Origin of the sequence: Aeromicrobium sp. MLTX1 (assembly GCF_046452335.1) — a bacterium.
In the GTDB taxonomy this organism is placed as follows: domain Bacteria; phylum Actinomycetota; class Actinomycetes; order Propionibacteriales; family Nocardioidaceae; genus Aeromicrobium.
The window spans coordinates 1-21,576 of record NZ_JBKFDN010000005.1 but is presented as its reverse complement, the minus strand read 5'-3'; the positions used below and the strand labels follow the sequence as shown (position 1 = coordinate 21,576).

Genomic DNA, 21,576 nt, shown 5'->3' with positions numbered 1-21,576 from the left:
GGGCCTCGGTCGGCGATGGTAGGCTGGAGTTCCGTGGAACCCAGAGTCGAACCCAGCCCGCGAGGCGGTTCCTCAACCCCCGGACGCTGCCGCAGGCACCGCCCGGTTCCGCATCCGAACCGGACCCACGGGAGTCATGTTGGCAACTAACGCCGTCACCAAGCACGTATTCGTCACCGGTGGAGTCGTGTCCTCCCTCGGCAAGGGCCTGACCGCCTCCAGCCTGGGGCGCCTGCTCAAGTCGCGCGGCCTGCGGGTCACGATGCAGAAGCTCGACCCGTACCTCAACGTCGACCCGGGCACGATGAACCCGTTCCAGCACGGTGAGGTCTTCGTGACCGACGACGGCGCCGAGACCGACCTCGACATCGGTCACTACGAGCGCTTCCTCGACGAGGACCTCGTCGGTCGCGCCAACGTCACGACCGGTCAGGTCTACTCCGACGTCATCGCCCGCGAGCGCCGCGGCGACTACCTCGGCGACACCGTGCAGGTCATCCCGCACATCACGAACGAGATCAAGGACCGGATGCTGTCGATGGGCGGCCCCGACGTCGACGTGGTGATCCACGAGATCGGCGGCACGGTGGGCGACATCGAGAGCCAGCCGTTCCTGGAGTCCGCGCGCCAGGTCCGCCAGGAGGTGGGCCGCTCCAACGTCTTCTTCCTGCACGTCTCGCTGATCCCGTTCATCGGCCCCTCGGGCGAGCTCAAGACCAAGCCCACGCAGCACTCGGTCGCCGCGCTGCGCTCGATCGGCATCCAGCCCGACGCGATCGTCTGCCGCTCCGACCGCCCCGTGCCCGCGGGCGTGAAGCGCAAGATCTCGCTCATGTGCGACGTGGACGAGGACGCGGTCGTCACGGCCGTCGACTCGCCCTCGATCTACGACATCCCGAAGGTGCTGCACTCCGAGGGCCTCGACGCCTACGTCGTGCGCCGCCTCGACCTGCCGTTCCGAGACGTCGACTGGAGCGAGTGGGACGCGCTGCTGCGCCGCGTGCACCACTCCGACGAGGAGGTCACGATCGCGCTGGTCGGCAAGTACATCGACCTGCCCGACGCCTACCTCTCCGTGGCCGAGGCGCTGCGCGCCGGCGGCTTCGCGAACAACGCCAAGGTGCGCCTGCGCTGGGTGCCGTCGGACGACTGCGCCACCGAGGCCGGCGCCGCCGAGCAGCTCGGCGACGTCGACGGCATCTGCGTGCCCGGCGGCTTCGGCATCCGCGGCATCGAGGGCAAGCTCGGCGCGCTGACCTACGCGCGCAAGCAGCAGATCCCCGTCCTGGGCCTGTGCCTTGGTCTGCAGTGCATGGTGATCGAGTACGCCCGCACCGAGCTCGGCATCGAGGACGCGAGCTCCTCGGAGTTCGACCCCGCCACCGAGCACCCGGTCATCGCCACGATGGCCGAGCAGCACGAGTTCGTCGAGGGCGCGGGCGACCTGGGCGGCACGATGCGCCTGGGCCTGTACCCCGCGAGCCTCAAGGCCGGCAGCATCGTCCGCGAGCTCTACGGCTCGGACAAGGTCGACGAGCGCCACCGCCACCGCTACGAGGTCAACAACGCGTACCGCGACGACCTGGAGAAGGCCGGCATGGTGTTCTCGGGCACGTCGCCGGACTCCACCCTGGTCGAGTTCGTCGAGCTGCCGCGCGAGGTGCACCCGTTCTACGTGGCCACCCAGGCGCACCCCGAGCTGCGCTCGCGTCCCACGCGCTCGCACCCGCTGTTCTCGGGCCTCATCGCGGCCTCGCTCAAGCGCAAGCTGGAGATGCGGCTGCCCGTCGAGGAATCGTGACCTCGCACCCCCGGCTGCCGGGGCGGATCGCCGCTCCGGTCGAGGCCGGCGACGGCACGTGGCCGCAGGTGGGCTCCGAGGTCGGGTTCCAGAATCCCTACCTGACGCTGACGGTCGACACCATCGAGGCGCCGGACGGATCCACCCATCCGCGCGTCGTGGTGCGGCCGCGGCGTGCGGTGGGCGTGGCCGCCGTCGACGAGGACGGACGGATCCTGCTCGTCGAGCAGTACCGTCATCCGATGGGCCGTCGCATGCTCGAGATCCCCGCCGGTCTGATGGACGTCGAGGGGGAGCAGCCGCAGCAGACCGCGGCGCGCGAGCTGGCCGAGGAGACCGACCTGGTCGCCGGCACGTGGCGCGAGCTGATGCGGATCGCTCCCACCGTCGGCTACTCCACCGAGACGATCACGCTCTTCCACGCCTCCGACCTGGTGCCGGTCGCCGAGACCGAGCGCACCGAGCGCGAGGCCGAGGAGGCCGACATGGCGCACTGGTGGGTCGACCTCGACGAGGCCGTGGCCGCCTGCCTCGACGGCCGCATCTTCGACGCGAAGACCGTCGTGGCGATCCTGGCGGTGGCACGGGCGTGACCGACGGCGGCGCGGTCGAGCGAGTCGTGGCCGAGTACCTGTCCCACCTCGCGGTGGAGCGCGGCCTCGCCGAGAACACGCTGGCCTCGTACCGCCGCGACCTGCGTCGCTACACCGAGTTCCTCGCGGGAGCCGGCGTCACCGAGCCCGCGGACATCGTCGAGGACCACGTCACGGCGTTCGCCGCGGCCCTGCGCGAGGGCGACGAGGACCACCCGTCGCTCGGCACGTCGAGCGTCGCGCGCACGGTCGTCGCGGTCCGCGGCTTCCACCGCTTCTGCCTGCGCGAGCAGATCGTCGCCAACGACGTCACGGCCGCCGTGCGACCCCCGAGACCGGCGTCGCGGCTGCCCAAGGCCCTGCCGCTGGAGGAGGTCGAGGCGCTGCTGACGGCCGCGGGGGAGCCCGGCACCGCGTTGTCCATGCGCGACCGCGCGCTGCTGGAGATCCTCTACGGCACCGGCGCCCGCATCTCCGAGGCGGTCGGGCTCGACGTGGACGACGTGGACCTCGAGCAGTCGTCGGTGCTGCTGACCGGCAAGGGCTCCAAGCAGCGCATCGTGCCGCTGGGGTCCTTCGCGCGCGACGCCCTCGAGACGTACCTGACGAAGGCGCGTCCGCACCTCACCGCGGCCACCGGCAGCGGCCCCGCCGTGTTCCTCAACGCCCGGGGCGGGAGGCTCTCGCGTCAGAGCGCGTGGACGGTGCTGACCAAGACCGCCCGGCGTGCCGGGATCGACGCCGACGTGTCGCCGCACACCCTGCGTCACTCGTTCGCCACGCACCTGCTCGACGGCGGTGCCGACGTCCGCGTGGTGCAGGAACTGCTGGGCCACGCATCGGTGACGACCACCCAGATCTACACCCTCGTGACGATCGACAAGTTGCGCGAGACGTACGCGGCGTCCCATCCCCGGGCGCTCCGGTGAGCGGTACAGTGGCCGACATGCCCAGCACGGATCTCGGACCCACCGGTCGCCCCATCCCCGACCTTCCCGAGCCCGGACCGCGCACCACGCAGGGCCCCGCCGTCGTCATCTCGATGTGCAACCAGAAGGGCGGCGTCGGCAAGACCACGACCACGATCAACCTCGGCGCCGCACTGGCCGAGACCGGTCGTCGCGTGCTGCTGGTCGACTTCGATCCGCAGGGCTCCATGACCGTCGGCCTGGGCTACAACGCGCACGAGATCGAGCAGAGCATCTACCACGTGCTGATGGACCGCGAGCTCTCGATGAAGGAGATCATCCTGGGCACGTCGGTCGACAACCTCGACCTCGTCCCGGCCAACATCGACCTGTCGGCGGCCGAGATGCGCCTGGTCACCGAGGTGGGTCGCGAGCAGGTGCTCGCGCGCACGCTGCGCGACGTGCGCCACGACTACGACGTCATCCTCATCGACTGCCAGCCCTCGCTGGGCCTGCTCACCGTCAACGCCCTCACCGCCTCCGACGGCGTCATCGTGCCGCTGGAGTGCGAGTACTTCGCGCTGCGCGGCGTCGCGCTGCTCAACGAGACCATCGAGAAGGTGCGTGACCGCACCAACTTCGACCTGCGCGTCATCGGCCTGCTCGGCACGATGTTCGACGGCCGCACCCTGCACGGCCGCGAGGTCCTCCAGACGCTCGTCGACGGCTGGGGCGACGCCGTGTTCCACACCGTCATCCGCCGCACCGTGAAGTTCTCCGACTCCACCGTCGCGGGCGAGCCGATCACGGAGTACGCGTCCTCGTCGCCGGGTGCCGAGGCCTACCGCCAGCTGGCGAGGGAAGTGCTGCTGCGGTGTCCCGACGCGTGAACCTGCCCGGTGCGGACGAGCTCTTCCGACCGACCGCACCCAGTGGGCCCCGATCCGAGCAGACCCCCGCCGTGCCGCCGTCCGGCAGCGGGCGGGTGAAGCACGACGAGAAGATGACCGTCTACCTCACCAGTGACGAGTTGCTCGCCATCGAGCAGGCGCGACTCGAGCTGCGCTCGGTGCTGGGCCGCAAGGTCGACCGCGGTCGCCTCGTGCGTGCCGCGATCGCCGGTGCGCTGGCCGACCTCGAGACCCGCGGGGCCGACAGCGAGCTCGCCCGCCGGCTCGGCGAGGAATGAGCGCCGCGGTGTCCGTGACCGATCCGGCACCCGCGGAGGCGTCCGAGGCCGGCTTCTCGGTCTCGCTCGGCAACTTCGAGGGACCGTTCGACCTGCTGCTGCAGCTGATCTCCAAGCACCAGCTCGACATCACCGAGGTCGCGCTCTCGGTCGTCACGTCGGACTTCATCGCGTACACGCGCGAGCTCGAGGACGACCTCGAGCAGACCACCCACTTCCTGCTGATCGCGGCCACCCTGCTCGACCTGAAGACCGCGCGGCTGCTGCCGCAGGCCGAGGTCGAGGACGAGGAGGACCTCGCCCTGCTGGAGGCCCGCGACCTGCTGTTCGCCCGTCTCATGCAGTACCGGGCGTTCAAGGCCGTCGCGGCGATCCTCCAGGAGCGCTTCGAGAACCAGCTGCTGCGTCATCCGCGGGCGGTGACGCTCGAGCCGCGCTTCGCGACGCTGCTGCCCGAGGTGGAGATCCGTGCGACCCCGCAGGACCTCGCCGAGCTGGCCGCCGCCGCGCTCGCACCGAAGGCGCCGCCGCTCGTGTCGCTGGCCCACCTGCACGCCCCGGCTGTCAGCGTGCGCGAGCAGGCCCACCTCGTCGTCGACCGGCTCCGCCGCGAGCGGTCGCTGACGTTCCGTGCGATCGTCGCCGACGCCCCCGACGGCCAGACCAAGGTGGCGCGCTTCCTCTCGCTCCTGGAGCTGTTCCGCGAGGGGATGCTGTCGTTCGAGCAGGCCGTGCCGCTGGGCGAGCTGACGGTGCGCTGGACCGGCACCGACGACGGCGACATCGACGTGGGCGACGAGTTCGACGAGCCGACCCTGCCCGAGGAGGGCGATGCCGGGGACCTCGAGGTCCCGACGGCCCCGACGACCGGAAGTGACGATGACCGAGACTGACGACCACACGCCCGAGCCGGGAGCGACGGACGAGCAGACCGAGGCGGACACGCGCCCGCCGGTCGAGCTGCGCCCCGCCCTCGAGGCCGTGCTGATGATCGCCGACGAGCCGCTCGACCACCTCGTGCTCGCGCAGGCGGTGGGTCACCCGCCCACGGATGTCGAGCAGGCGCTGCGAGCGCTCGCCGCCGAGTACGCCGAGCAGGGTCGCGGCTTCGAGCTGCGCGAGCTCGCCGGCGGCTGGCGCTTCTACAGCCGCGAGGAGTTCGCCGACGTCGTCTCCGCGTTCGTGCTGGAGGGCCAGCAGGCCAGGCTGAGCCAGGCGGCGCTGGAGACCCTCGCGGTCGTCGCGTACCGCCAGCCGATCAGCCGCTCGCGGATCTCGGCGATCCGCGGTGTCAACGTCGACGGCGTGGTCCGCACGCTGGTCACCCGCGGCCTCATCGTCGAGCTGGGCCACGACGCCGAGTCCGGCGCGATCCTCTACGGCACCACGAACTACTTCCTCGAGCGGATGGGCCTCAGCGGGCTGGACGAGCTGCCCGAGCTCGCCCCCATGCTGCCCGACCTGGAGGACCTCGACGGCGAGCTGGAGCGCGTGGCGCAGCAGACCGCCGAGCGCGAGGCCGTGCCCGCCGAGGATGCTCCCGCCGCGGAGTCCGCCGAGACCACGGGAGGCGTCGGTGGCTGAGCCGATCCGCCTGCAGAAGGTGCTGGCCCAGGCCGGCGTCGCCAGCCGTCGCCGCAGCGAGGAGCTGATGGCCACGGGCCGCGTCGAGGTCAACGGCGAGGTCGTCACGCAGCTGGGCGCCCGCGTCGACCCCACCACCGACGTCGTGCGCGTCGACGGCGTGCGCATCCCGCCGCCGTCCGAGCACGCCTACGTGATCCTCAACAAGCCGCGCGGCGTCGTCAGCTCGATGGCCGACGAGCAGGGCCGTCCGGACCTGTCCGGGCTGCTGACCGACCGGACCGACCGGCTGTTCCACGTGGGCCGGCTCGACACCGACACCTCGGGGCTGCTGATCCTCACCAACGATGGGGACCTCGCGCACCAGCTGGCGCACCCGTCGTTCGAGGTCACGAAGACCTATGTCGCCCTCGTCGACGGCAACGTCGCGGCCGCGGCGGGCCGCCGCCTGCTCGCGGGCGTGGAGCTGGAGGACGGCGTCACGGCCGTCGACCGCTTCGTGGTGCGCGACCGCAGTCGCGGCCGCAGCCTCGTCGAGCTCGACCTGCACAGCGGCAAGAACCGCATCGTCCGGCGCCTGCTGGACGCCGTCGGCCACCCCGTGGTCGAGCTGACGCGCACGGCGTTCGGCCCGCTGCGGCTGGGCGACCTGCGCGTGGGTGCGATGCGCGACCTGTCGCGCGACGAGCTCGGTGCGCTCTTCGATAGCGTGGAGGCATGACTGCCGATCTGCCCGAACCTGTCGTGCCCGGACCGGTTCTGGTCATCGGCTGCGGCCTGATCGGCACGTCGGTCGCGCTCGGACTGAGCGATCTCGGTGTCCGGGTGCACCTGCGCGACGCGCGTCCCGCGAACGTGGAGCTGGCCGCGTCGCTGGGCGCCGGCACGCCCGATCCCGTGCAGGATCCCACGCTCGTCGTGGTGGCCGTGCCGCCCGCCGCGGTGGTCGAGACCGCCCTGTCGGCACTCGAGGAGTTCCCCTCGGCCGTGGTCACCGACGTCGCCAGCGTCAAGTCGCACGTCTGCGCCGGTGTCACCGATCCGCGGTTCGTCGGCGGCCACCCCATGGCCGGCAAGGAGCGCTCCGGCCCGATGGCCGGCTCGGGCCTGCTGTTCGAGGGCCGAGCCTGGGCCGTCGTGCCCACCGAGGGCACCGACACCGAGGCCGTCGCGCTCGTCGAGCGCGTCGCCACGGCGCTGGGCTCCGTCGTGCGCCGGATGGACGCCGCCTCCCACGACCGCGCGGTCGCCCTCGTCTCCCACGTGCCCCATCTCGTGTCCGCGCTGACCGCGGGCCTGCTGACCGAGGCCGAGGGCGATGACCTCCTGCTCGCCGGTCAGGGACTGCGCGACGTCATCCGCATCGCCGGCAGCGACCGCGGCCTCTGGGTCGACATCATCGGCAGCAACGCGGGCCAGGTGGGCGCGATCCTCGACGACCTCGCCGTCCGCCTCGACGACCTGCGCGCCGCCGTCCGCACGGCCGACGGCTCGGTGGGGGAGCACCTCGACCGCGGGCGGGCCGGAGTCGCCCGGGTCCCGGGCAAGCACGGCGCCCACCCGATCGCCCTCGCCGGCGTCTTCGTCTCGATCGACGACACGCCCGGCGAGCTCTCGCGGCTCTTCGCCGACATCGGCGACGCGGGCATCAACATCGAGGACATGCGCATCGACCACGAGCTCGGCCGCCTCGTCGGCGTCGTCGAGGTCGTGGTGCAGGCCGGCGTCGCCGAGGACCTGCACACCGCCCTGATCGAACGCGGCTGGGCCGCCTTCCGCTGAGGAGACCAATGACCGACGTCATCGCCATCGACGGACCCTCCGGGTCCGGCAAGTCGAGCACCTCCCGCGGGGTGGCCTCGCGGCTGGGCTACGCCTACCTCGACACCGGCGCGATGTACCGCGCGATGACGTGGGCGCTGCTCGAGCGCGGCGTCGACGTCCACGACCCCGAGGCGGTCGCCGCCGCCGCGCGCGAGGTGGTGCTGACGTCGGGCACCGACCCGGAGGGTCCCACGATCGCCGCCGACGGCGTCGACGTCTCCGAGCCGATCCGCGGCGACGCCGTGACCGCGGCCGTGAGCCCGGTCGCCACCGTCCCGCAGGTGCGCGAGCAGCTCGTCTCGCTCCAGCGCCAGGCCATCGCCGCGGCCACCGGCGGCATCGTGGTGGAGGGACGCGACATCGGCACCGTCGTGGCGCCCGACGCCGCCCTGAAGATCTACCTCGTCGCCGACCCGGTCGCCCGGGCGAAGCGCCGCGCGCTCGAGCTCGGGGTGGAGGACGCTGAGGCCATGCGCGAGGCGCTGGCGCGCCGCGACGCGATCGACTCGAACCGCGCCGCGTCCCCGCTGGCGCAGGCCGACGACGCCGTCGTCGTGGACGGCACGGACCTCACGCTGGACGAGGTCATCGACCACATCGTGGGGCTCGCGCGCCGCTGAGTCCGGGGGAGCGAGGCGGATTGGAACGCGGCTGCTCGTTCTGGCAGAATGGGCGCTTGCGTCCGGAATCGGTGCGGCCCTCTCTCCCGCCGAGCCCGGCCCTCGATGAAGACCGGGCCTGCCCCACACGCCGGGTCACCGTCACCACAGTTCGATTTCACAAGGAGACACCACACTCGTGGCAGTCAAGATTCGCCTCAAGCGGATGGGCAAGATCCGCACGCCGTTCTACCGCATCGTCGTCGCCGACAGCCGCACCAAGCGTGACGGCCGCGTGATCGAGGAGATCGGCACGTACAACCCGAAGACCGATCCGTCGACCATCAACGTCGACTCCGATCGCGCCCAGTACTGGCTCGGCGTCGGCGCGCAGCCGACCGAGGCCGTCGCGGCGATCCTCAAGCTCACCGGTGACATCGGTGGCGAGTCCTCGCTCAAGCAGCCCGAGCCGAAGGCCGACAAGGCCGCGCTGTTCGACGCCGCCCTGAAGGACCTGCACGCCGAGCCCAAGAAGTCGGCCACCACCAAGGCCAAGAAGGCCGAGGCGAAGTCCGAGGACGAGCCCAAGGCCGAGGAGACCCCGGCCGAGGAGCCGAAGGCCGAGGAGACCCCGGCCGCCGACGCGAAGGCCGACGAGGCCTGATCGTGTCCGCTCCCATGCAGGAGGTCGTCGAGCACCTCGTCGCCGGCATCGTCGACAACCCCGACGAGGTCACGGTCCGCGCCAAGCAGACCCGCCGGGGCGAGCTGTTCGAGGTTCGCGTGAACCCGAGCGACCTCGGCAAGGTCATCGGGCGCCAGGGTCGCACGGCCACGGCGATCCGCACCGTCGCATCGGCCATCGCCGGTGCCGACGGCGCGCGGATCGACTTCGTGGACGTCGACCGGCGTCGCTGAGCTCCAGCATGCGCGTCGTCGTCGGCCGGATCGGCCGTGCCCACGGCATCCGCGGCGACCTCGCCGTCGAGACCAGGACCGACGAGCCCGAACGGCGTTTCGCCGTGGGCTCGTCGGTCCTGTGTCGTGACCGGGAGCTGACGATCACCGCCAGCCGTCCCCACTCGGGCAAGCTGCTCGTGACGTTCGCCGAGGTCCCCGACCGCACGGCGGCCGAGCAGCTGCACGGCGCCCTGCTCGAGGTCGAGATCGACCCCGACGAGGTCCCGGAGGACGACGACGCGTTCTACGACCACCAGCTGATCGGGCTGGCGGTGCAGGTCGACGGGGCGTCGCGCGGGCGCGTGCTCGACGTGCTCCACCTCCCTGCCCATGACACCCTGCTGGTCGAGGTCGACGGGCGCCGCGTGCAGGTGCCCTTCGTCGAGGCCCTCGTCCCCGAGGTCGACCTCGACGCCGGCACGGTCACGGTCGTCGACCGGCCGGGCCTGCTGAACCCCGAGGAAGCCGACGAGGTGCGCTAGTGCGCATCGACGCCCTCTCGATCTTTCCCGACTACTTCGCGCCGCTCGACCTGTCCCTGCCGGGCAAGGCCCGCCGCGCCGGACTGGTCGACTTCCAGGCGCACGACCTGCGCGACTGGGCCCACGACCGTCACCGCACGGTCGACGACACCCCCTACGGCGGCGGCGCCGGCATGGTGATGAAGCCCGAGCCGTGGGGCGAGGCACTCGACGCCGTCGCCACCGACCGGGCCGTCGTCGTCGTGCCCACGCCCTCGGGCGCGCCCTTCACCCACGCCGAGGCGGTCCGCCTCTCCACCGCCGAGCAGCTGGTGTTCGCGTGCGGTCGCTACGAGGGCATCGACCAGCGCGTCCTGGACCACGCCGCCACCCGGTGGGACGTCCGCGAGATCTCCCTGGGCGACTTCGTCGTCAACGGGGGAGAGGTCGCCGCGCTGGCCATCATCGAGGCCGTCGTGCGGCTGCTGCCCGGCTTCATGGGCAACCCCGAGTCGCTCTCGGAGGAGTCGCATGCCGACGGCCTCCTCGAGTACCCCGTCTACACCAAGCCCGCCTCGTGGCGCGGCCTGGACGTCCCGCCGATCCTGCTGTCGGGGGACCACGGACGCATCGCCGCCTGGCGCAGGGACCAGTCCCGCCTGCGCACCGAGCAGCGTCGTCCGGATTTAACACGTGATCTCGGCGAGTAACACGCTCGTAACGACGCTGGAGGACCCGCGTAATCGGGCCGCAGCAGGATCGGTGCAGCGCCGCGGCAAGGGAGCTCCGGCCGCTGCTCACGTGTTACCTACTGCAAAGAGGTTGATATGGAACCCGGGACCATCTGGCTGCTGATCTGCGCGGCCCTTGTTCTCTTCATGACGCCGGGACTGGCGTTCTTCTACGGCGGACTCGTCAAGGCGCAGAGCGTCATCTCGATGATGATGCTGAGCTTCGGCGCGATGGGCCTGGTCTTCGTGCTGTGGGTCCTCTACGGCGTCAACATGACCGCCATCGGCGACGGCGACTGGATCAGCGGCTGGCTGGGCAACCCGTTCTCCGACTTCGCCCTGCAGGACCTCGCGACCGGTGACGGCGCCTCGGGCCTGGCCGGCGTCGCGTTCGGCTCGACCTTCGCGGTCATCACCACGGCGCTCATCTCCGGCGCGGTCGCGGACCGTGCTCGGTTCTTCCCGTGGATGCTCTTCGCGGGCCTGTGGGCCACGATCGTCTACTTCCCGTCGCAGGGCTGGGTCTGGGGCCTCGACGCGGACGGCGAGCTCTCCGGCTGGATCGGCAAGCTGACCATCGGCGACGCCGCCCCGATCGACTGGGCCGGCGGCACCGTCGTCCACATCAGTGCCGGCGCGGCGGCCTTCGCCCTCGCCCTGGTCCTGGGCAAGCGCACGGTCGGGTTCAGCAAGGAGTCGGCCGAGCCGCACAACGTCCCGCTGGTCCTGATCGGCGCCGCGATCCTGTGGTTCGGCTGGTTCGGCTTCAACACCGGCGCGGCCACGGACGTCAACACCGCGGCGATCATCTTCCTGAACACGATCATCTGCCCCGCCGCCGGCGTCCTGGGCTACATCGTCGTCGAGCACTTCAAGGACGGGAAGCCGACCGCCGTCGGCGCCGCCTCGGGCATCGTCGCCGGCCTCGTCGCGATCACCCCGGCCTGCGCCAACCTGACGCCGTTCTGGGCCATCGTGCTCGGCCTGGTCGCCGGTGCGATCTGCTGCTTCGCGATCGACCTCAAGTACAAGCTCGGCTACGACGACTCGCTCGACGTGGTGGGCCTGCACCTGGTCGCCGGTCTGCTCGGCTGCCTCTACCTGGGCTTCTTCGCCACGGACACGGGCCTGTTCACCGGGGGCGACCTCGACCAGCTGATCGCGCAGATCATCCCGTCGGTGGTCGTCGCGGCGTACTCCTTCGCGGTGGCCTTCGGCCTCGGCAAGGCGATCGACGCCACGATCGGCTTCCGCGTCACCGAGGACGAGGAGGTCGCCGGACTGGACAACGTCCTGCACGGCGGCGCCGCGTACAAGTTCGACTGAGCATCATCTGCTGCATCACGGCGCCCCGTCCCCGATTTCCTCGGGGGCGGGGCGCTGTGGCATCATGGACTGCTGGTGCCGGACGGCTCTGCCATGAGGGAGTCACCACGACGCACCACACCCAACTTTCGGCAACACGACATCCGCAGGTGACTTGTGGCACCGGCGAGGAGAGATCATGACGAACGTCATCGACCAGATCGCAGCGCAGAGCAAGCGCGACGACGTCCCCGACTTCCGCGCGGGCGACACCCTGAAGGTCCACGTCAACATCGTCGAGGGCAACCGCTCGCGTGTGCAGCTGTTCCAGGGCGTCTGCATCAAGGTGCAGGGCTCGGGCATCGGCCGGACCTTCACCGTCCGCAAGGTCAGCTTCGGCGTCGGCGTCGAGCGCACGTTCCCGGTCCACTCGCCGGTGATCGAGAAGATCGAGGTCGCCACCCGCGGCGACGTCCGTCGCGCCAAGCTGTACTACCTGCGCAACCTGCGCGGCAAGGCCGCCAAGATCAAGGAGAAGCGCGAGATCTGATCTCTCCCGCCGCTCGACGACCCCGTTCCCGTCAGGGAGCGGGGTCGTCGCCTTTCCGGGCTACGATCTGCGGGTGACCGAGCAGCCCAGGACGCGACGGCGCCGGCTGCCCCGGTGGCTCGACGCGGTCGTCCTGGTCGCCGGCACCCTCGCCCTGGCGTTGCTCGTGCGGACCTTCGCCTTCCAGGTCTTCGTCATCCCGTCGTCGTCGATGGTCCCCACGCTGGCGAAGGACGACCGCATCGCGGTGCAGAAGTGGTCCTACCGCCTCGGCGAGCCGCAGCGCGGCGACGTGGTCGTCTTCCGCGACCCGGGGGACTGGCTCGGGCCCCTGGAGCCGCCGGCCCCGTGGCAGCGCGGGCTGCAGGCGGTGGGGCTGTTCCCGCAGGGTGGTCACCTCGTGAAGCGGGTGATCGGCGTCGCCGGCGACGAGGTCCGCTGCTGCGATGAGGCCGGACGCCTGTTGGTCAACGGCCAGCCGATCGACGAGCCGTACCTGGCCGACCAGGCGGCCAACGTCGCGCAGCCGTTCCAGGTCACGGTGCCGAGGGGGAGCCTGTGGGTCCAGGGCGACAACCGGGCGGGCTCGAAGGACTCGCGAGCCCACCTCGACGAGGCCGGCGGAGGCTTCGTCGACACCGACCTCGTCGTCGGACGGGTCGGCGCGCGGATCTGGCCGCTCGACCGCCTCGGGCGGGTCGCGCCGACCGACGCGTTCGACGACGTTCCCGCTCCGTGACGCGACCGACCGATGCGCGGTTCGCCCGGGGCCAGCCGGTAGGCTCATCGAGTGCCTGAGGAGAAACGCCAGCTGCCGCTGTGGCAGGAGTCGATCCTCCTCGTCGCCACCGCCCTCGTCCTGGCCCTGATCGTCAAGACCTTCTTCTTCCAGGCCTTCTACATCCCCTCGGACTCGATGGTTCCGACGATGGTGAAGAACGACAAGCTGCTCGTGCAGAAGTGGTCGTACTGGAGCGGCGGACCCGAGCGCGGCGACATCGTCGTCTTCCGCGATCCGGGCAACTGGCTCGGTGGCGACGCCGACGAGTCCGCCAACGTCGTGCAGCGCGGCCTCGAGGTCGTCGGCCTGTTCCCGTCCGGCGGTCACCTCATCAAGCGCGTCATCGGCGTGGGCGGCGACCGGGTCGTCTGCTGCGACGCGCAGGGCCGCACCACGGTCAACGGCGAGCCGATCGACGAGCCCTACCTGGCCGACCAGGAGGTCAACGCCGACCAGACCTTCGACGTGAAGGTGCCGAAGGGCTACCTGTGGGTGCAGGGCGACAACCGGGGCAACTCGGCCGACTCGCGCGCGCACCTCGGCGAGCCCGGAGGTGGCTTCATCGCTGACGAGGACGTGGTCGGCAAGGCATGGTTGAGGGTGTGGCCGCTGAACCGCTTCGGGACGATCCCCGGGACCGACGCCTTCGACGAGGTCCCGTGAGCCCCGCGCCGTCGCTGCGCCACGAGCGCCGCCTGCTGCGCGAGGGCCGCACGGCGCTGGCCTGCAGCGACGAGGTCGGCCGCGGCGCCCTCTCCGGACCTGTCACGATCGGCATGGTCGTGGTCACCGAGCAGACCCGCACCGCGCCCCAGGGCGTGCGCGACAGCAAGCTGCTCACCCCGGCCGCCCGCGAGGCCCTGGTGCCGAAGATCCGCCGTTGGGCACCCGTCCACGGCGTCGGCCACGCGACCCCCACCGAGATCGACGAGTACGGGATCATCGCCGCGATGCGGCTGGCCGGCCACCGCGCCCTCGCCCAGCTCGCCGTGCGGCCCGACGCGGTGCTGCTCGACGGCAACCACGACTACCTGAGCATTCCTGAGCAGGCGGCTCTGTTCGGCCCGCCCGGACTCGCCGACGAGGTCCCGCCGGTCACCACGATGATCAAGGCCGACATGCGGTGCGCGGCCGTCGCGGCGGCCAGCATCCTGGCCAAGACCGCGCGCGACGCGATCATGGTGCAGCTGGCCACCGAGCATCCCGAGTACGGCTGGGAGCTCAACAAGGGCTACTCGGCGCCCGAGCACGTTGCGGCGCTGGCGCAGCACGGTCCCACGCTGCACCACCGGCGCTCGTGGTCCCTGCCGGGCTGCGGCCCGGCTCCCGACGTGGCGGTGGCGATGACGGAGGCGGTGGTCTGATGAGCGCTGAGGATCTCGAGCGGTACGAGAACGAGATGGAGCTGTCGCTCTACCGCGAGTACCGCGACGTCGTCGGCATCTTCAAGTACGTCGTCGAGACCGACCGCCGGCTGTACCTGTGCAACGCCGTCGACGTGAAGGTCCGCTCGGAGTCCGGCGACGCCTACTTCGAGGTCACGATGGCCGATGCCTGGGTGTGGGACATCTACCGTCCGGCGCGCTTCGCCAAGCACGTGAAGGTGCTGACCTTCAAGGACGTCAACGTCGAGGAGCTGCAGGACTCCGACGTCAAGCTGCCTCCGGCCTGAGCGACCCATGACGACCGATCCCACCGCGCCTCCCCACGGGGCGCGGACCTTCGCCCACGTCCTGACCAACACGCTGGTCGCGAACGTGACCACGAGCTTCCTGTGGTTCGCGCTGACGTTCTGGGTCTACCTGGAGACGCGCTCGGTGCTGGCCACCGGCGTCGTCGGGGGCGCCTACATGCTGATGCTGGCACTGTTCGCGATGCTCTTCGGCACGCTCGTCGACCGCCACCGCAAGCGCGACGTCCTCGTGGGCTCGAGCCTGGTCACGATGGCGTCCTTCCTCGCGGCGGGCGTGCTCTACGCGTGGGTCGGCCCCGCGGCGATCGTCGACATGACCGGCCCGTGGTTCTGGCTGTTCTCCGGCATCGTGCTCTTCGGCTCGGTGGTGGAGAGCATGCGCAACATCGCGCTCTCCACGCTGGTGACCTTGCTGATCCCCGCCGACCGCCGCGACCGGGCGAACGGCCTGGTGGGCACGGTGCAGGGCATCGCGTTCATCGTGACGAGCGTCTTCAGCGGCCTGGCGATCGGCCAGCTCGGCATGGGCTGGACGCTGGTGATCGCGAACGTCTTGACGGTGGCCACGGTCGTGCACCTGGCCTTCGTGCGGATCGCCGAGGAGCACCCGTCGAGCTCGGGCGAGCCGACGCCGAAGGTCGACGTCCGTGGCGCGCTCGCGGCGATCGCGCTCGTGCCGGGCCTGTTCGCGCTGATCGTCCTCACGACGTTCAACAACCTCGTCTCGGGCGTGTTCATGGCGCTCATGGATCCCTACGGACTGACGATGTTCTCGGTGGAGGAGTGGGGACTGGTCTTCGGCTTCGCGTCCACGGGCTTCATCGCGGGCGGGCTCGTGATCGCGCGCTGGGGACTCGGCTCGAACCCGCTGCGCACGATGCTGTGGGTGCTGGTGGCGATGGGCGTGCTCAACGCGACGTTCACGCTGCGCGAGTGGCCCTGGCTGTGCATCGCCGGCATCTGGCTGTTCCTGCTGATCGTGCCGGCGGTGGAGGCCGCCGAGCAGACCGTGATCCAGCGGGTCGTGCCCTTCACGAGCCAGGGCCGGGTGTTCGGCTTCGCGCAGGCCTTCGAGTCGGCGGCGGCGCCGGTCACGGCGTTCCTGGTCGCGCCGCTCGCCGAGTTCTGGATCATCCCGCTGCTGGAGTCCGAGGAGGGCGCCCGCCAGTGGGAGTGGCTCGTCGGCACCGGCGATGCGCGCGGGATCGCGCTGATCTTCTTCTTCGCCGGGCTGATCATGGTCGCGCTCGCGCTGGTGGCGTTCGGCACGCGCTCGTACCGGCTGCTCTCCGAGCGCTATCGGGAGGAGGCGGCGGCCGACGCGGCCGCCGCTCGTCCACAGCCCTGACGCGCCTCTCCGGGCTCGTCCACAGGCCTCGCGCGAGGCCTTCTCCGGGCGCCGCCCGACCGGAAGGCTCGGCGCATGACCTACGCACGGAACCAGGCGCTCGGCGCCTACGGCGAGCGCGTCGCCGCCGACCACCTGCGCCGCCTCGGCATGGTGATCCTCGCCCGGAACTGGACCTGCCAGCACGGGGAGATCGACATCGTGGCGCGCGACGGCGACACGCTCGTGGTGTGCGAGGTCAAGACGCGCACCTCCGCGAGTCACGGGACGCCGCTCGAGTCGGTCTCCGACCGCAAGATCACGATGCTGCGCCGGTCGCTCTCCCGCTGGCTCGACGTGCACGAGGTCAGCCCTGACGGCGTCCGGATCGACGTCGTCACCGTGTGGGTGCCACGCAGCGGGGGACCGCGCGTCGAGCGGATCGCGGGGGTGGCGTGATGGCGGCCGTGCACTCCATCGCCCTCGACGGCCTCGCCGGCCGTCCCGTCGAGGTGGAGGTCGACATCGCTTCCGGCCTGTCGGCCACGGTCGTCGTGGGCCTGGCCGACGCCACCGTGAGCGAGGCGCGCAACCGCGTGCGCTCCGCGGTGGTGAACTCCGGCACCTCGTGGCCCGACACGCGCGTGACGATCAACCTCGCGCCGTCCAGCCTGCCCAAGAGCGGACCGCACTACGACCTGTCAAGAGAGTAAAATAGACCTTGTTATGAGAGCAGCTATCTACACGCGCATCAGCCGTGATCGCGAGGGTGCAGGACTAGGAGTCGACCGCCAGGAAGCAGACTGCCGAGAACTCGCCGAACGTCTCGGATGGGAAGTCGTGGCCACCTACAGCGATAACGACGTCAGCGCCTACTCCGGGCGGGCTCGCCCTGGGTACCGGAAGATGTTGTCCGACATCGAGGCGGGCGTTGTCGACGGGGTAGTCGCTTGGCATGCTGACCGGCTGCACCGCCGCGTCACTGAACTGGAGGAGTTCGTCGGGATTTGCGAGAGGCACGGGACGGCAGTCCAGACCGTTCGCTCAGGGTCCGTGGACCTTTCTTCCGCATCCGGTCGCATGGTCGCTCGTATGCTTGGTGCCGCCGCCCAACACGAGGTCGACCACGCCCGCGAGCGCATGAAGCGCGCGAAGGCTCAAGCTGCTGCTGATGGGCGATACCGGGGTGGGCCTCGGCCGTTTGGCTACGAACGTGACGGTGTCACCGTTAAGGCCGACGAGGCCAACCTCGTGGCCGGCGCGAGTCAGGCGGTGTTAGACGGACGATCGCTCGCATCGATCGCGCGAGACTGGAATGCATCGGGGTCGACGGGGACGCGGGGCCAGCAGTGGAACGGATCTCGGGTCAAGAAGGTTCTCATCCGCCCCCGGAACGCCGGACTGCTTAGTGTCGCCGACGAGGTAGCGGGTACCGCCGAGTGGCCCGCGATTGTCTCCGAGGACGTTTGGCGGGCGGTGACCTCCATCCTCACGGATGCTCGGCGGCGCACCAACGCCGGTAGGAGCAACGCGAAGTGGCTGGGTTCCGGCATCTACCGCTGTGGCTCTTGTGGGAAGAAGATGCGCGCCACCAAATCCAACGGCCGTACGGTCTATCGGTGCGAGGCGGGAACCCACGTGTCTCGGGTGCAGGCCGTCGTCGATGAGTACGTCGAGAACCACATTCGGGCATACCTGGCTCGCGCTGATGTCCGTGACGCGTTCGCAGCATCGAACTCCCAATCGACGTCTGTCGAAGTCGATCGGATCGCAGGACTCCGTGCACGGCTGACAGGCTTTGAGGTCGACTACGCAGAAGGCCACCTCTCCGGTCGGCAATTGAGGGAGGCCTCGGAGCGGGTGCGCGCCCAAATCCAGGAACTCGAAGCCGCGATCGCTGCAAAGAGGAGGGGCGACGCGCTTTCCGCGATTGGGGGGTCCCCGGACCCGGCAAGTGCTTACGATGCTGCCACTCTCGATGTGAAGCGAGCCGTCCTAGCGGAGTTGCTCGAGGTCGTCGTCTACCCAGGCAGTAAGGGTCGGCCGAAGGGATGGCGGCCAGGGGAGCCATATAGCGACGTCACGTCTATCGACGTCGCGAGGAGGGAGCGAGAACGTGGCTGATGAGCCAACAGTCCGCGTCTTCTGCACTGGAGACGATCCGATCCACAAGGGCCGGAGAGTAAAGGTGATTGAGCTTCTGTACGCCGAGCCTGACGCGAGTTCTCCTGACGGCTGGTGGTGGGCTGACAGGGTGACATCAGTGCGAGAGATGCAGGCACACGAGGAAGCGTTCCGTCGATGGCAGCAAGAGAAGAACGACGCGACCGTCGGCGAGAAGGTTGGCCTCGCGAAGTATGCGGACATCGCTGAGGGGGTCCGCAGGGAGAGAGGTATCCCCGAGAGTGACGGGCCGAACGGAGAGAACCAGAAGCTCATCGGTCAGTCAGGCGATCTGATCGCCATGGGGCCGTACAACGGCACAGGGGTTCGCCCGGCGCACACCACATTCATCATGGAGTGCCGGCTGTGTGGCCTGAACCTTCAAGTAAGAGAGGAGCGAATCAAGCCTCTCTTGGATGTCCTGCGCGACACGGGCGTCGGCGACATCTCCTTGTCTGCCCTGGCTGCTAGACTGGCCTAGTAGGACAGCAGTACCGAGCGTGTCGCGGATGACGGCCGCAAAAAGGCTCTTTAGCAGGGAGCGGAATGACCCTGCCGAGGAGCCTTTCTCATGTCCCACTGGACAACAGAGCGCGCCCGCGTCGCATCACTCAGCCGCTCTCGCGATGCAGACGATCCTGATCTAATCAATGCGCGTCGCGCACTTCGAGCCGAACGACTGGCCGCACGGATCGAAGAGTCGGTTTCCGCCTGGCCACCGCTTACGCGTGAGCAGCGGGACCGGCTAGCGCGACTCCTGGCGCCGGGGGCCGCGTGAATGAGGAAAGCCGCCCGGAGGCGGCTTCCAAGTCGTTGGCTGGCGACATCCTCAGTATCTCAGAAAACCAAGCGATAATCGCGCAGATCCGAACGCAGTTGCCAGATCCGGCTCGGGCTCGACGTCGTTTGGAGTGGACGCGTCGACACCGCGCGCGACGGCTCTGGGTCGCGGCAAGGCGTGCTGAGGTCGGTGACCGCCGATGACCGACGCCTGGGGAGCGGCCGACGGTCGCGCAGGTGTCGCACCTGCGACACCTGCGCCTCACTCGGCGATCGCGACGACCAGCGAGGATGCCGAACTCGACGCCGATTCGACTCACCGTGGTCAGGCGCGACTTGCCTACCGGCTTGCCGCGGCTCATCGTTCTCGTCTCATGCACGTTCACGGTCTGGGTTGGCTCGTCTACGACGGTCGGCGTTGGGTCGAGGACAAGCGCGAGGAGGCGAAGCTGGCCGTCCTCGAGACCCTCAGGAAGGCTCTGTCTGACAGCCTGCACGATCACGACCTCCGCCGGGACGTCCGCAAGGCAGAGTCCGCGTCCGGCGTCGCCGGCATCCTCGATCTGGCAAAGCCGATGCTGGCCGCGACCATCGAGGATCTCGACGCTGACCCGTGGTTGCTCAACTGCGCCAACGGCACGCTCGACCTCCGAACTCGTGCCCTGCGACCACACGATCCCGCCGACCGCCTCACCAGAGTCACCACGGGCGCCTACCGCCCGGACGCCGACGCGGCCGTCTGGGAGGCGTTCTTGGCCCAGGTTCTGCCATCGGCCGACGTGCGCGGCTATCTCCAGCGCGTCGTCGGACAAGCGGTCTACGGGCGGGTACGTGAGCACCTCTTCCCGGTGCTGACCGGCACGGGAGCCAACGGAAAGAGCACCGCCTACACGGCCATCACGTCCGCACTGGGGGACTACGCCAAGGTGATCGACCCCGAGCTGCTGATGGCGCGGGAGCGGGGCCGCACGGGCGGCCCTGAGCTGATGGTGCTTCTCGGCGCACGGCTCGTCGTTGGGTCTGAGACGGCCGAGGGGCGAAAACTGGACGAGGCCGTGATGAAGCGCCTCACGGGCGGCGACGAGTTGACCGCGCGCAACCTCTATTCGCCGCCGGTGACGTGGGTGCCGTCGCACCAGCTCCTCTACGTCACAAACGCGCTGCCGACGGTGCGCGGCAACGATCCGGCGGTGTGGCGTCGAGTGAGGGTGATCCCTTTCGACGTGACGGTGCCGCCCGAGCAGCGCGACCCCGACCTACCGGAGACGCTGCGTCTCCACGCCGACGCGATCCTCGGATGGGTCATCGCCGGTCATTTCGACTACGAGAACAACGGTGGGATGCGCGAACCCGCATCGGTGGTCGCGGCAACTGATGGCTACCGCACGGAGTCTGACGCGGTGGCGCGCTTCGTCGCCGATGCCTGCGAACTCAACCCGAACTTCCACGCGACAACCCGTGAGCTGTTCGGCGTGTGGACAGGTTGGGCCGTGCGTGACGGGGCCGAGCCACTCACCGAGAAGGCGTTCTCGGGGGAGCTGGTGCGCCTGGGCTACGAGTCCAAACGCACGAACAGCGGCAAGACCTGGAAGGGCCTGCGACCCATCCCAGATCAGCCTGAAATCGGGGGAGGTGACGGGTGGTGACGGGTTCAAACCAACTTCCCTACGCGAGTGTGACTAAGGGAAAGTTGTCCTCAACCCGCCACTACCCGTCACTCGCTCCCGGAAATGTCTGGAATGGCAGGGGAATGACGGACTGCTGGGCCTGCGGGCTCGGTGTCCACTTCTGTCACCTGAGGCGGCTCGAGGACGTCGGGCCGTGCTGCACTCGCTGCTCCCACAACTTCGGGGGCACATCGTGAGCCGCCCACCGAAGAACGCCATCGAGGAACCAGGCCGCGCTCACGCACTCGCCGACCTGTACCTCACGATCGCCGAAGCCCTCGACGCCGGCTCAAGCGTTCCATGCATGGCCGAGCCGAACTTGTGGCTGTCGGAGTCCAAGGCAGATCAAGAGGCCGCGGGCTGGCGGTGCATGGCCTGTCCGGCCATCAGTGCCTGCGGTGAGTACGTGCTGGCGTTCCCGGAGCCGTCGGCCGTGTGGGCGGGCATGACGCCCAGCGAACGACGCCGGCACCCACGCCAGCACCCCTTCCCCGGGGCGCCATGAAAACGGCGACCCCCGGGAAGCGGCCTATCTCCCCCTGCGGGGGTTTTTTGCAATCGAAGAGGAGAAACCCATGAACCGAACCTGGACCGACTACACCGAAGGCCAGCCCAATCCCGGCCCGGAGGTCGCTTTCCGACTCGGGCTGCCGTACGGCG

General features: G+C 69.9%; 27 protein-coding genes. All 27 read left to right on the top strand.

Annotated elements, in window-relative coordinates:
• The first annotated feature begins 136 nt into the window (after positions 1 to 136).
• Positions 137 to 1,801: a CTP synthase gene (locus ACK99Q_RS17575; RefSeq protein ID WP_410187394.1), complete on the top strand. Its 1,665-nt coding sequence runs from the start codon at positions 137 to 139 to the stop codon at positions 1,799 to 1,801.
• Positions 1,798 to 2,394: an NUDIX domain-containing protein gene (locus ACK99Q_RS17570; RefSeq protein ID WP_410187393.1), complete on the top strand. Its 597-nt coding sequence runs from the start codon at positions 1,798 to 1,800 to the stop codon at positions 2,392 to 2,394. Before ACK99Q_RS17575 ends, ACK99Q_RS17570 begins: the two co-directional genes overlap by 4 nt.
• The gene (gene xerD / locus ACK99Q_RS17565; RefSeq protein WP_410187392.1) at positions 2,391 to 3,323 is read left to right on the top strand and encodes a site-specific tyrosine recombinase XerD; all 933 of its coding nucleotides are present in this window, start codon (positions 2,391 to 2,393) and stop codon (positions 3,321 to 3,323) included. The genes ACK99Q_RS17570 and xerD overlap by 4 nt, the downstream gene beginning before the upstream one ends.
• A 17-nt stretch (positions 3,324 to 3,340) precedes the next feature.
• Positions 3,341 to 4,192, top strand: a complete 852-nt coding sequence (locus ACK99Q_RS17560) for a ParA family protein (RefSeq protein WP_410187391.1) — start codon at positions 3,341 to 3,343, stop codon at positions 4,190 to 4,192.
• The gene (locus ACK99Q_RS17555) at positions 4,177 to 4,491 is read left to right on the top strand and encodes a hypothetical protein (RefSeq protein WP_410187390.1); all 315 of its coding nucleotides are present in this window, start codon (positions 4,177 to 4,179) and stop codon (positions 4,489 to 4,491) included. Before ACK99Q_RS17560 ends, ACK99Q_RS17555 begins: the two co-directional genes overlap by 16 nt.
• A gap of 8 nt (positions 4,492 to 4,499) precedes the next feature.
• Positions 4,500 to 5,384 carry a segregation and condensation protein A gene (locus ACK99Q_RS17550; RefSeq protein ID WP_410187389.1) on the top strand — a complete coding sequence of 295 codons (885 nt, stop codon included), beginning with the start codon at positions 4,500 to 4,502 and terminating at the stop codon, positions 5,382 to 5,384.
• The gene (gene scpB / locus ACK99Q_RS17545; RefSeq protein ID WP_410187388.1) at positions 5,371 to 6,075 is read left to right on the top strand and encodes an SMC-Scp complex subunit ScpB; all 705 of its coding nucleotides are present in this window, start codon (positions 5,371 to 5,373) and stop codon (positions 6,073 to 6,075) included. Before ACK99Q_RS17550 ends, scpB begins: the two co-directional genes overlap by 14 nt.
• Positions 6,026 to 6,796 (top strand): pseudouridine synthase, encoded by a 771-nt coding sequence (locus ACK99Q_RS17540; protein ID WP_410187387.1) that lies wholly within the window; start codon positions 6,026 to 6,028, stop codon positions 6,794 to 6,796. Before scpB ends, ACK99Q_RS17540 begins: the two co-directional genes overlap by 50 nt.
• Positions 6,793 to 7,857: a prephenate dehydrogenase gene (locus ACK99Q_RS17535; RefSeq protein WP_410187386.1), complete on the top strand. Its 1,065-nt coding sequence runs from the start codon at positions 6,793 to 6,795 to the stop codon at positions 7,855 to 7,857. The genes ACK99Q_RS17540 and ACK99Q_RS17535 overlap by 4 nt, the downstream gene beginning before the upstream one ends.
• Before the next feature lie 8 nt (positions 7,858 to 7,865).
• On the top strand, positions 7,866 to 8,519 hold the full coding sequence (gene cmk, locus ACK99Q_RS17530; protein WP_410187385.1) for a (d)CMP kinase: 654 nt from the start codon (positions 7,866 to 7,868) through the stop codon (positions 8,517 to 8,519).
• Positions 8,520 to 8,697: 178 nt separating this feature from the next.
• Positions 8,698 to 9,162: a 30S ribosomal protein S16 gene (gene rpsP / locus ACK99Q_RS17525; RefSeq protein WP_410187384.1), complete on the top strand. Its 465-nt coding sequence runs from the start codon at positions 8,698 to 8,700 to the stop codon at positions 9,160 to 9,162.
• Positions 9,163 to 9,176: 14 nt separating this feature from the next.
• A complete protein-coding gene (locus ACK99Q_RS17520; RefSeq protein ID WP_179428187.1) occupies positions 9,177 to 9,416 on the top strand; it encodes an RNA-binding protein in 240 nt (79 codons plus the stop codon).
• Positions 9,417 to 9,424: 8 nt separating this feature from the next.
• Complete coding sequence (rimM, locus tag ACK99Q_RS17515) at positions 9,425 to 9,940, top strand: ribosome maturation factor RimM (RefSeq protein WP_179425207.1); 516 nt, start codon at positions 9,425 to 9,427, stop codon at positions 9,938 to 9,940.
• Positions 9,940 to 10,629 carry a tRNA (guanosine(37)-N1)-methyltransferase TrmD gene (trmD, locus tag ACK99Q_RS17510; protein ID WP_410187383.1) on the top strand — a complete coding sequence of 230 codons (690 nt, stop codon included), beginning with the start codon at positions 9,940 to 9,942 and terminating at the stop codon, positions 10,627 to 10,629. The genes rimM and trmD overlap by 1 nt, the downstream gene beginning before the upstream one ends.
• A gap of 117 nt (positions 10,630 to 10,746) precedes the next feature.
• Entirely contained in the window at positions 10,747 to 11,976 is a 1,230-nt protein-coding gene (locus tag ACK99Q_RS17505) for an ammonium transporter (RefSeq protein ID WP_410187382.1), read from the top strand.
• 178 nt (positions 11,977 to 12,154) lie between these two features.
• Positions 12,155 to 12,505, top strand: a complete 351-nt coding sequence (gene rplS, locus ACK99Q_RS17500; protein WP_179425201.1) for a 50S ribosomal protein L19 — start codon at positions 12,155 to 12,157, stop codon at positions 12,503 to 12,505.
• Between the two features lie 73 nt (positions 12,506 to 12,578).
• Entirely contained in the window at positions 12,579 to 13,244 is a 666-nt protein-coding gene (gene lepB, locus ACK99Q_RS17495; protein WP_410187381.1) for a signal peptidase I, read from the top strand.
• 51 nt (positions 13,245 to 13,295) lie between these two features.
• Positions 13,296 to 13,949: a signal peptidase I gene (lepB, locus tag ACK99Q_RS17490; protein WP_410187380.1), complete on the top strand. Its 654-nt coding sequence runs from the start codon at positions 13,296 to 13,298 to the stop codon at positions 13,947 to 13,949.
• A complete protein-coding gene (locus ACK99Q_RS17485; RefSeq protein WP_410187379.1) occupies positions 13,946 to 14,650 on the top strand; it encodes a ribonuclease HII in 705 nt (234 codons plus the stop codon). Before lepB (ACK99Q_RS17490) ends, ACK99Q_RS17485 begins: the two co-directional genes overlap by 4 nt.
• A complete protein-coding gene (locus tag ACK99Q_RS17480; RefSeq protein WP_179425193.1) occupies positions 14,650 to 14,958 on the top strand; it encodes a DUF2469 domain-containing protein in 309 nt (102 codons plus the stop codon). Before ACK99Q_RS17485 ends, ACK99Q_RS17480 begins: the two co-directional genes overlap by 1 nt.
• 7 nt (positions 14,959 to 14,965) lie before the next feature.
• Positions 14,966 to 16,327, top strand: a complete 1,362-nt coding sequence (locus ACK99Q_RS17475) for an MFS transporter (protein ID WP_410187378.1) — start codon at positions 14,966 to 14,968, stop codon at positions 16,325 to 16,327.
• Between the two features lie 75 nt (positions 16,328 to 16,402).
• Positions 16,403 to 16,765 carry a YraN family protein gene (locus tag ACK99Q_RS17470; RefSeq protein ID WP_410187377.1) on the top strand — a complete coding sequence of 121 codons (363 nt, stop codon included), beginning with the start codon at positions 16,403 to 16,405 and terminating at the stop codon, positions 16,763 to 16,765.
• On the top strand, positions 16,765 to 17,019 hold the full coding sequence (locus ACK99Q_RS17465) for a magnesium chelatase domain-containing protein (protein WP_410187376.1): 255 nt from the start codon (positions 16,765 to 16,767) through the stop codon (positions 17,017 to 17,019). Before ACK99Q_RS17470 ends, ACK99Q_RS17465 begins: the two co-directional genes overlap by 1 nt.
• 13 nt (positions 17,020 to 17,032) lie before the next feature.
• Positions 17,033 to 18,430, top strand: coding sequence for a recombinase family protein (locus ACK99Q_RS17460; RefSeq protein WP_410187375.1), 1,398 nt, complete (start codon positions 17,033 to 17,035; stop codon positions 18,428 to 18,430).
• Positions 18,423 to 18,950: a hypothetical protein gene (locus ACK99Q_RS17455; RefSeq protein WP_410187374.1), complete on the top strand. Its 528-nt coding sequence runs from the start codon at positions 18,423 to 18,425 to the stop codon at positions 18,948 to 18,950. Before ACK99Q_RS17460 ends, ACK99Q_RS17455 begins: the two co-directional genes overlap by 8 nt.
• Positions 18,951 to 19,449: 499 nt before the next feature.
• Entirely contained in the window at positions 19,450 to 20,895 is a 1,446-nt protein-coding gene (locus ACK99Q_RS17450; RefSeq protein WP_410187373.1) for a phage/plasmid primase, P4 family, read from the top strand.
• Positions 20,896 to 21,220: 325 nt separating this feature from the next.
• A complete protein-coding gene (locus ACK99Q_RS17445) occupies positions 21,221 to 21,421 on the top strand; it encodes a WhiB family transcriptional regulator (protein WP_410187403.1) in 201 nt (66 codons plus the stop codon).
• The last annotated feature ends 155 nt before the right edge of the window (positions 21,422 to 21,576 follow it).

Excerpts from the sequence above, each read along its gene's own strand:
- ACK99Q_RS17575 (WP_410187394.1), top strand. The coding sequence starts at position 137 with ATGTTGGCAACTAACGCCGTCACCAAGCACGTATTCGTCACCGGTGGA.
- ACK99Q_RS17560 (WP_410187391.1), top strand. The coding sequence starts at position 3,341 with ATGCCCAGCACGGATCTCGGACCCACCGGTCGCCCCATCCCCGACCTT.
- scpB (WP_410187388.1), top strand. The coding sequence starts at position 5,371 with ATGACCGAGACTGACGACCACACGCCCGAGCCGGGAGCGACGGACGAG.
- ACK99Q_RS17540 (WP_410187387.1), top strand. The coding sequence starts at position 6,026 with ATGCTCCCGCCGCGGAGTCCGCCGAGACCACGGGAGGCGTCGGTGGCT.
- ACK99Q_RS17535 (WP_410187386.1), top strand. The coding sequence starts at position 6,793 with ATGACTGCCGATCTGCCCGAACCTGTCGTGCCCGGACCGGTTCTGGTC.
- cmk (WP_410187385.1), top strand. The coding sequence starts at position 7,866 with ATGACCGACGTCATCGCCATCGACGGACCCTCCGGGTCCGGCAAGTCG.
- ACK99Q_RS17520 (WP_179428187.1), top strand. The coding sequence starts at position 9,177 with ATGCAGGAGGTCGTCGAGCACCTCGTCGCCGGCATCGTCGACAACCCC.
- rimM (WP_179425207.1), top strand. The coding sequence starts at position 9,425 with ATGCGCGTCGTCGTCGGCCGGATCGGCCGTGCCCACGGCATCCGCGGC.
- ACK99Q_RS17505 (WP_410187382.1), top strand. The coding sequence starts at position 10,747 with ATGGAACCCGGGACCATCTGGCTGCTGATCTGCGCGGCCCTTGTTCTC.
- rplS (WP_179425201.1), top strand. The coding sequence starts at position 12,155 with ATGACGAACGTCATCGACCAGATCGCAGCGCAGAGCAAGCGCGACGAC.
- ACK99Q_RS17480 (WP_179425193.1), top strand. The coding sequence starts at position 14,650 with ATGAGCGCTGAGGATCTCGAGCGGTACGAGAACGAGATGGAGCTGTCG.
- ACK99Q_RS17475 (WP_410187378.1), top strand. The coding sequence starts at position 14,966 with ATGACGACCGATCCCACCGCGCCTCCCCACGGGGCGCGGACCTTCGCC.
- ACK99Q_RS17470 (WP_410187377.1), top strand. The coding sequence starts at position 16,403 with ATGACCTACGCACGGAACCAGGCGCTCGGCGCCTACGGCGAGCGCGTC.
- ACK99Q_RS17465 (WP_410187376.1), top strand. The coding sequence starts at position 16,765 with ATGGCGGCCGTGCACTCCATCGCCCTCGACGGCCTCGCCGGCCGTCCC.
- ACK99Q_RS17460 (WP_410187375.1), top strand. The coding sequence starts at position 17,033 with ATGAGAGCAGCTATCTACACGCGCATCAGCCGTGATCGCGAGGGTGCA.
- ACK99Q_RS17450 (WP_410187373.1), top strand. The coding sequence starts at position 19,450 with ATGACCGACGCCTGGGGAGCGGCCGACGGTCGCGCAGGTGTCGCACCT.
- ACK99Q_RS17445 (WP_410187403.1), top strand. The coding sequence starts at position 21,221 with ATGGCCGAGCCGAACTTGTGGCTGTCGGAGTCCAAGGCAGATCAAGAG.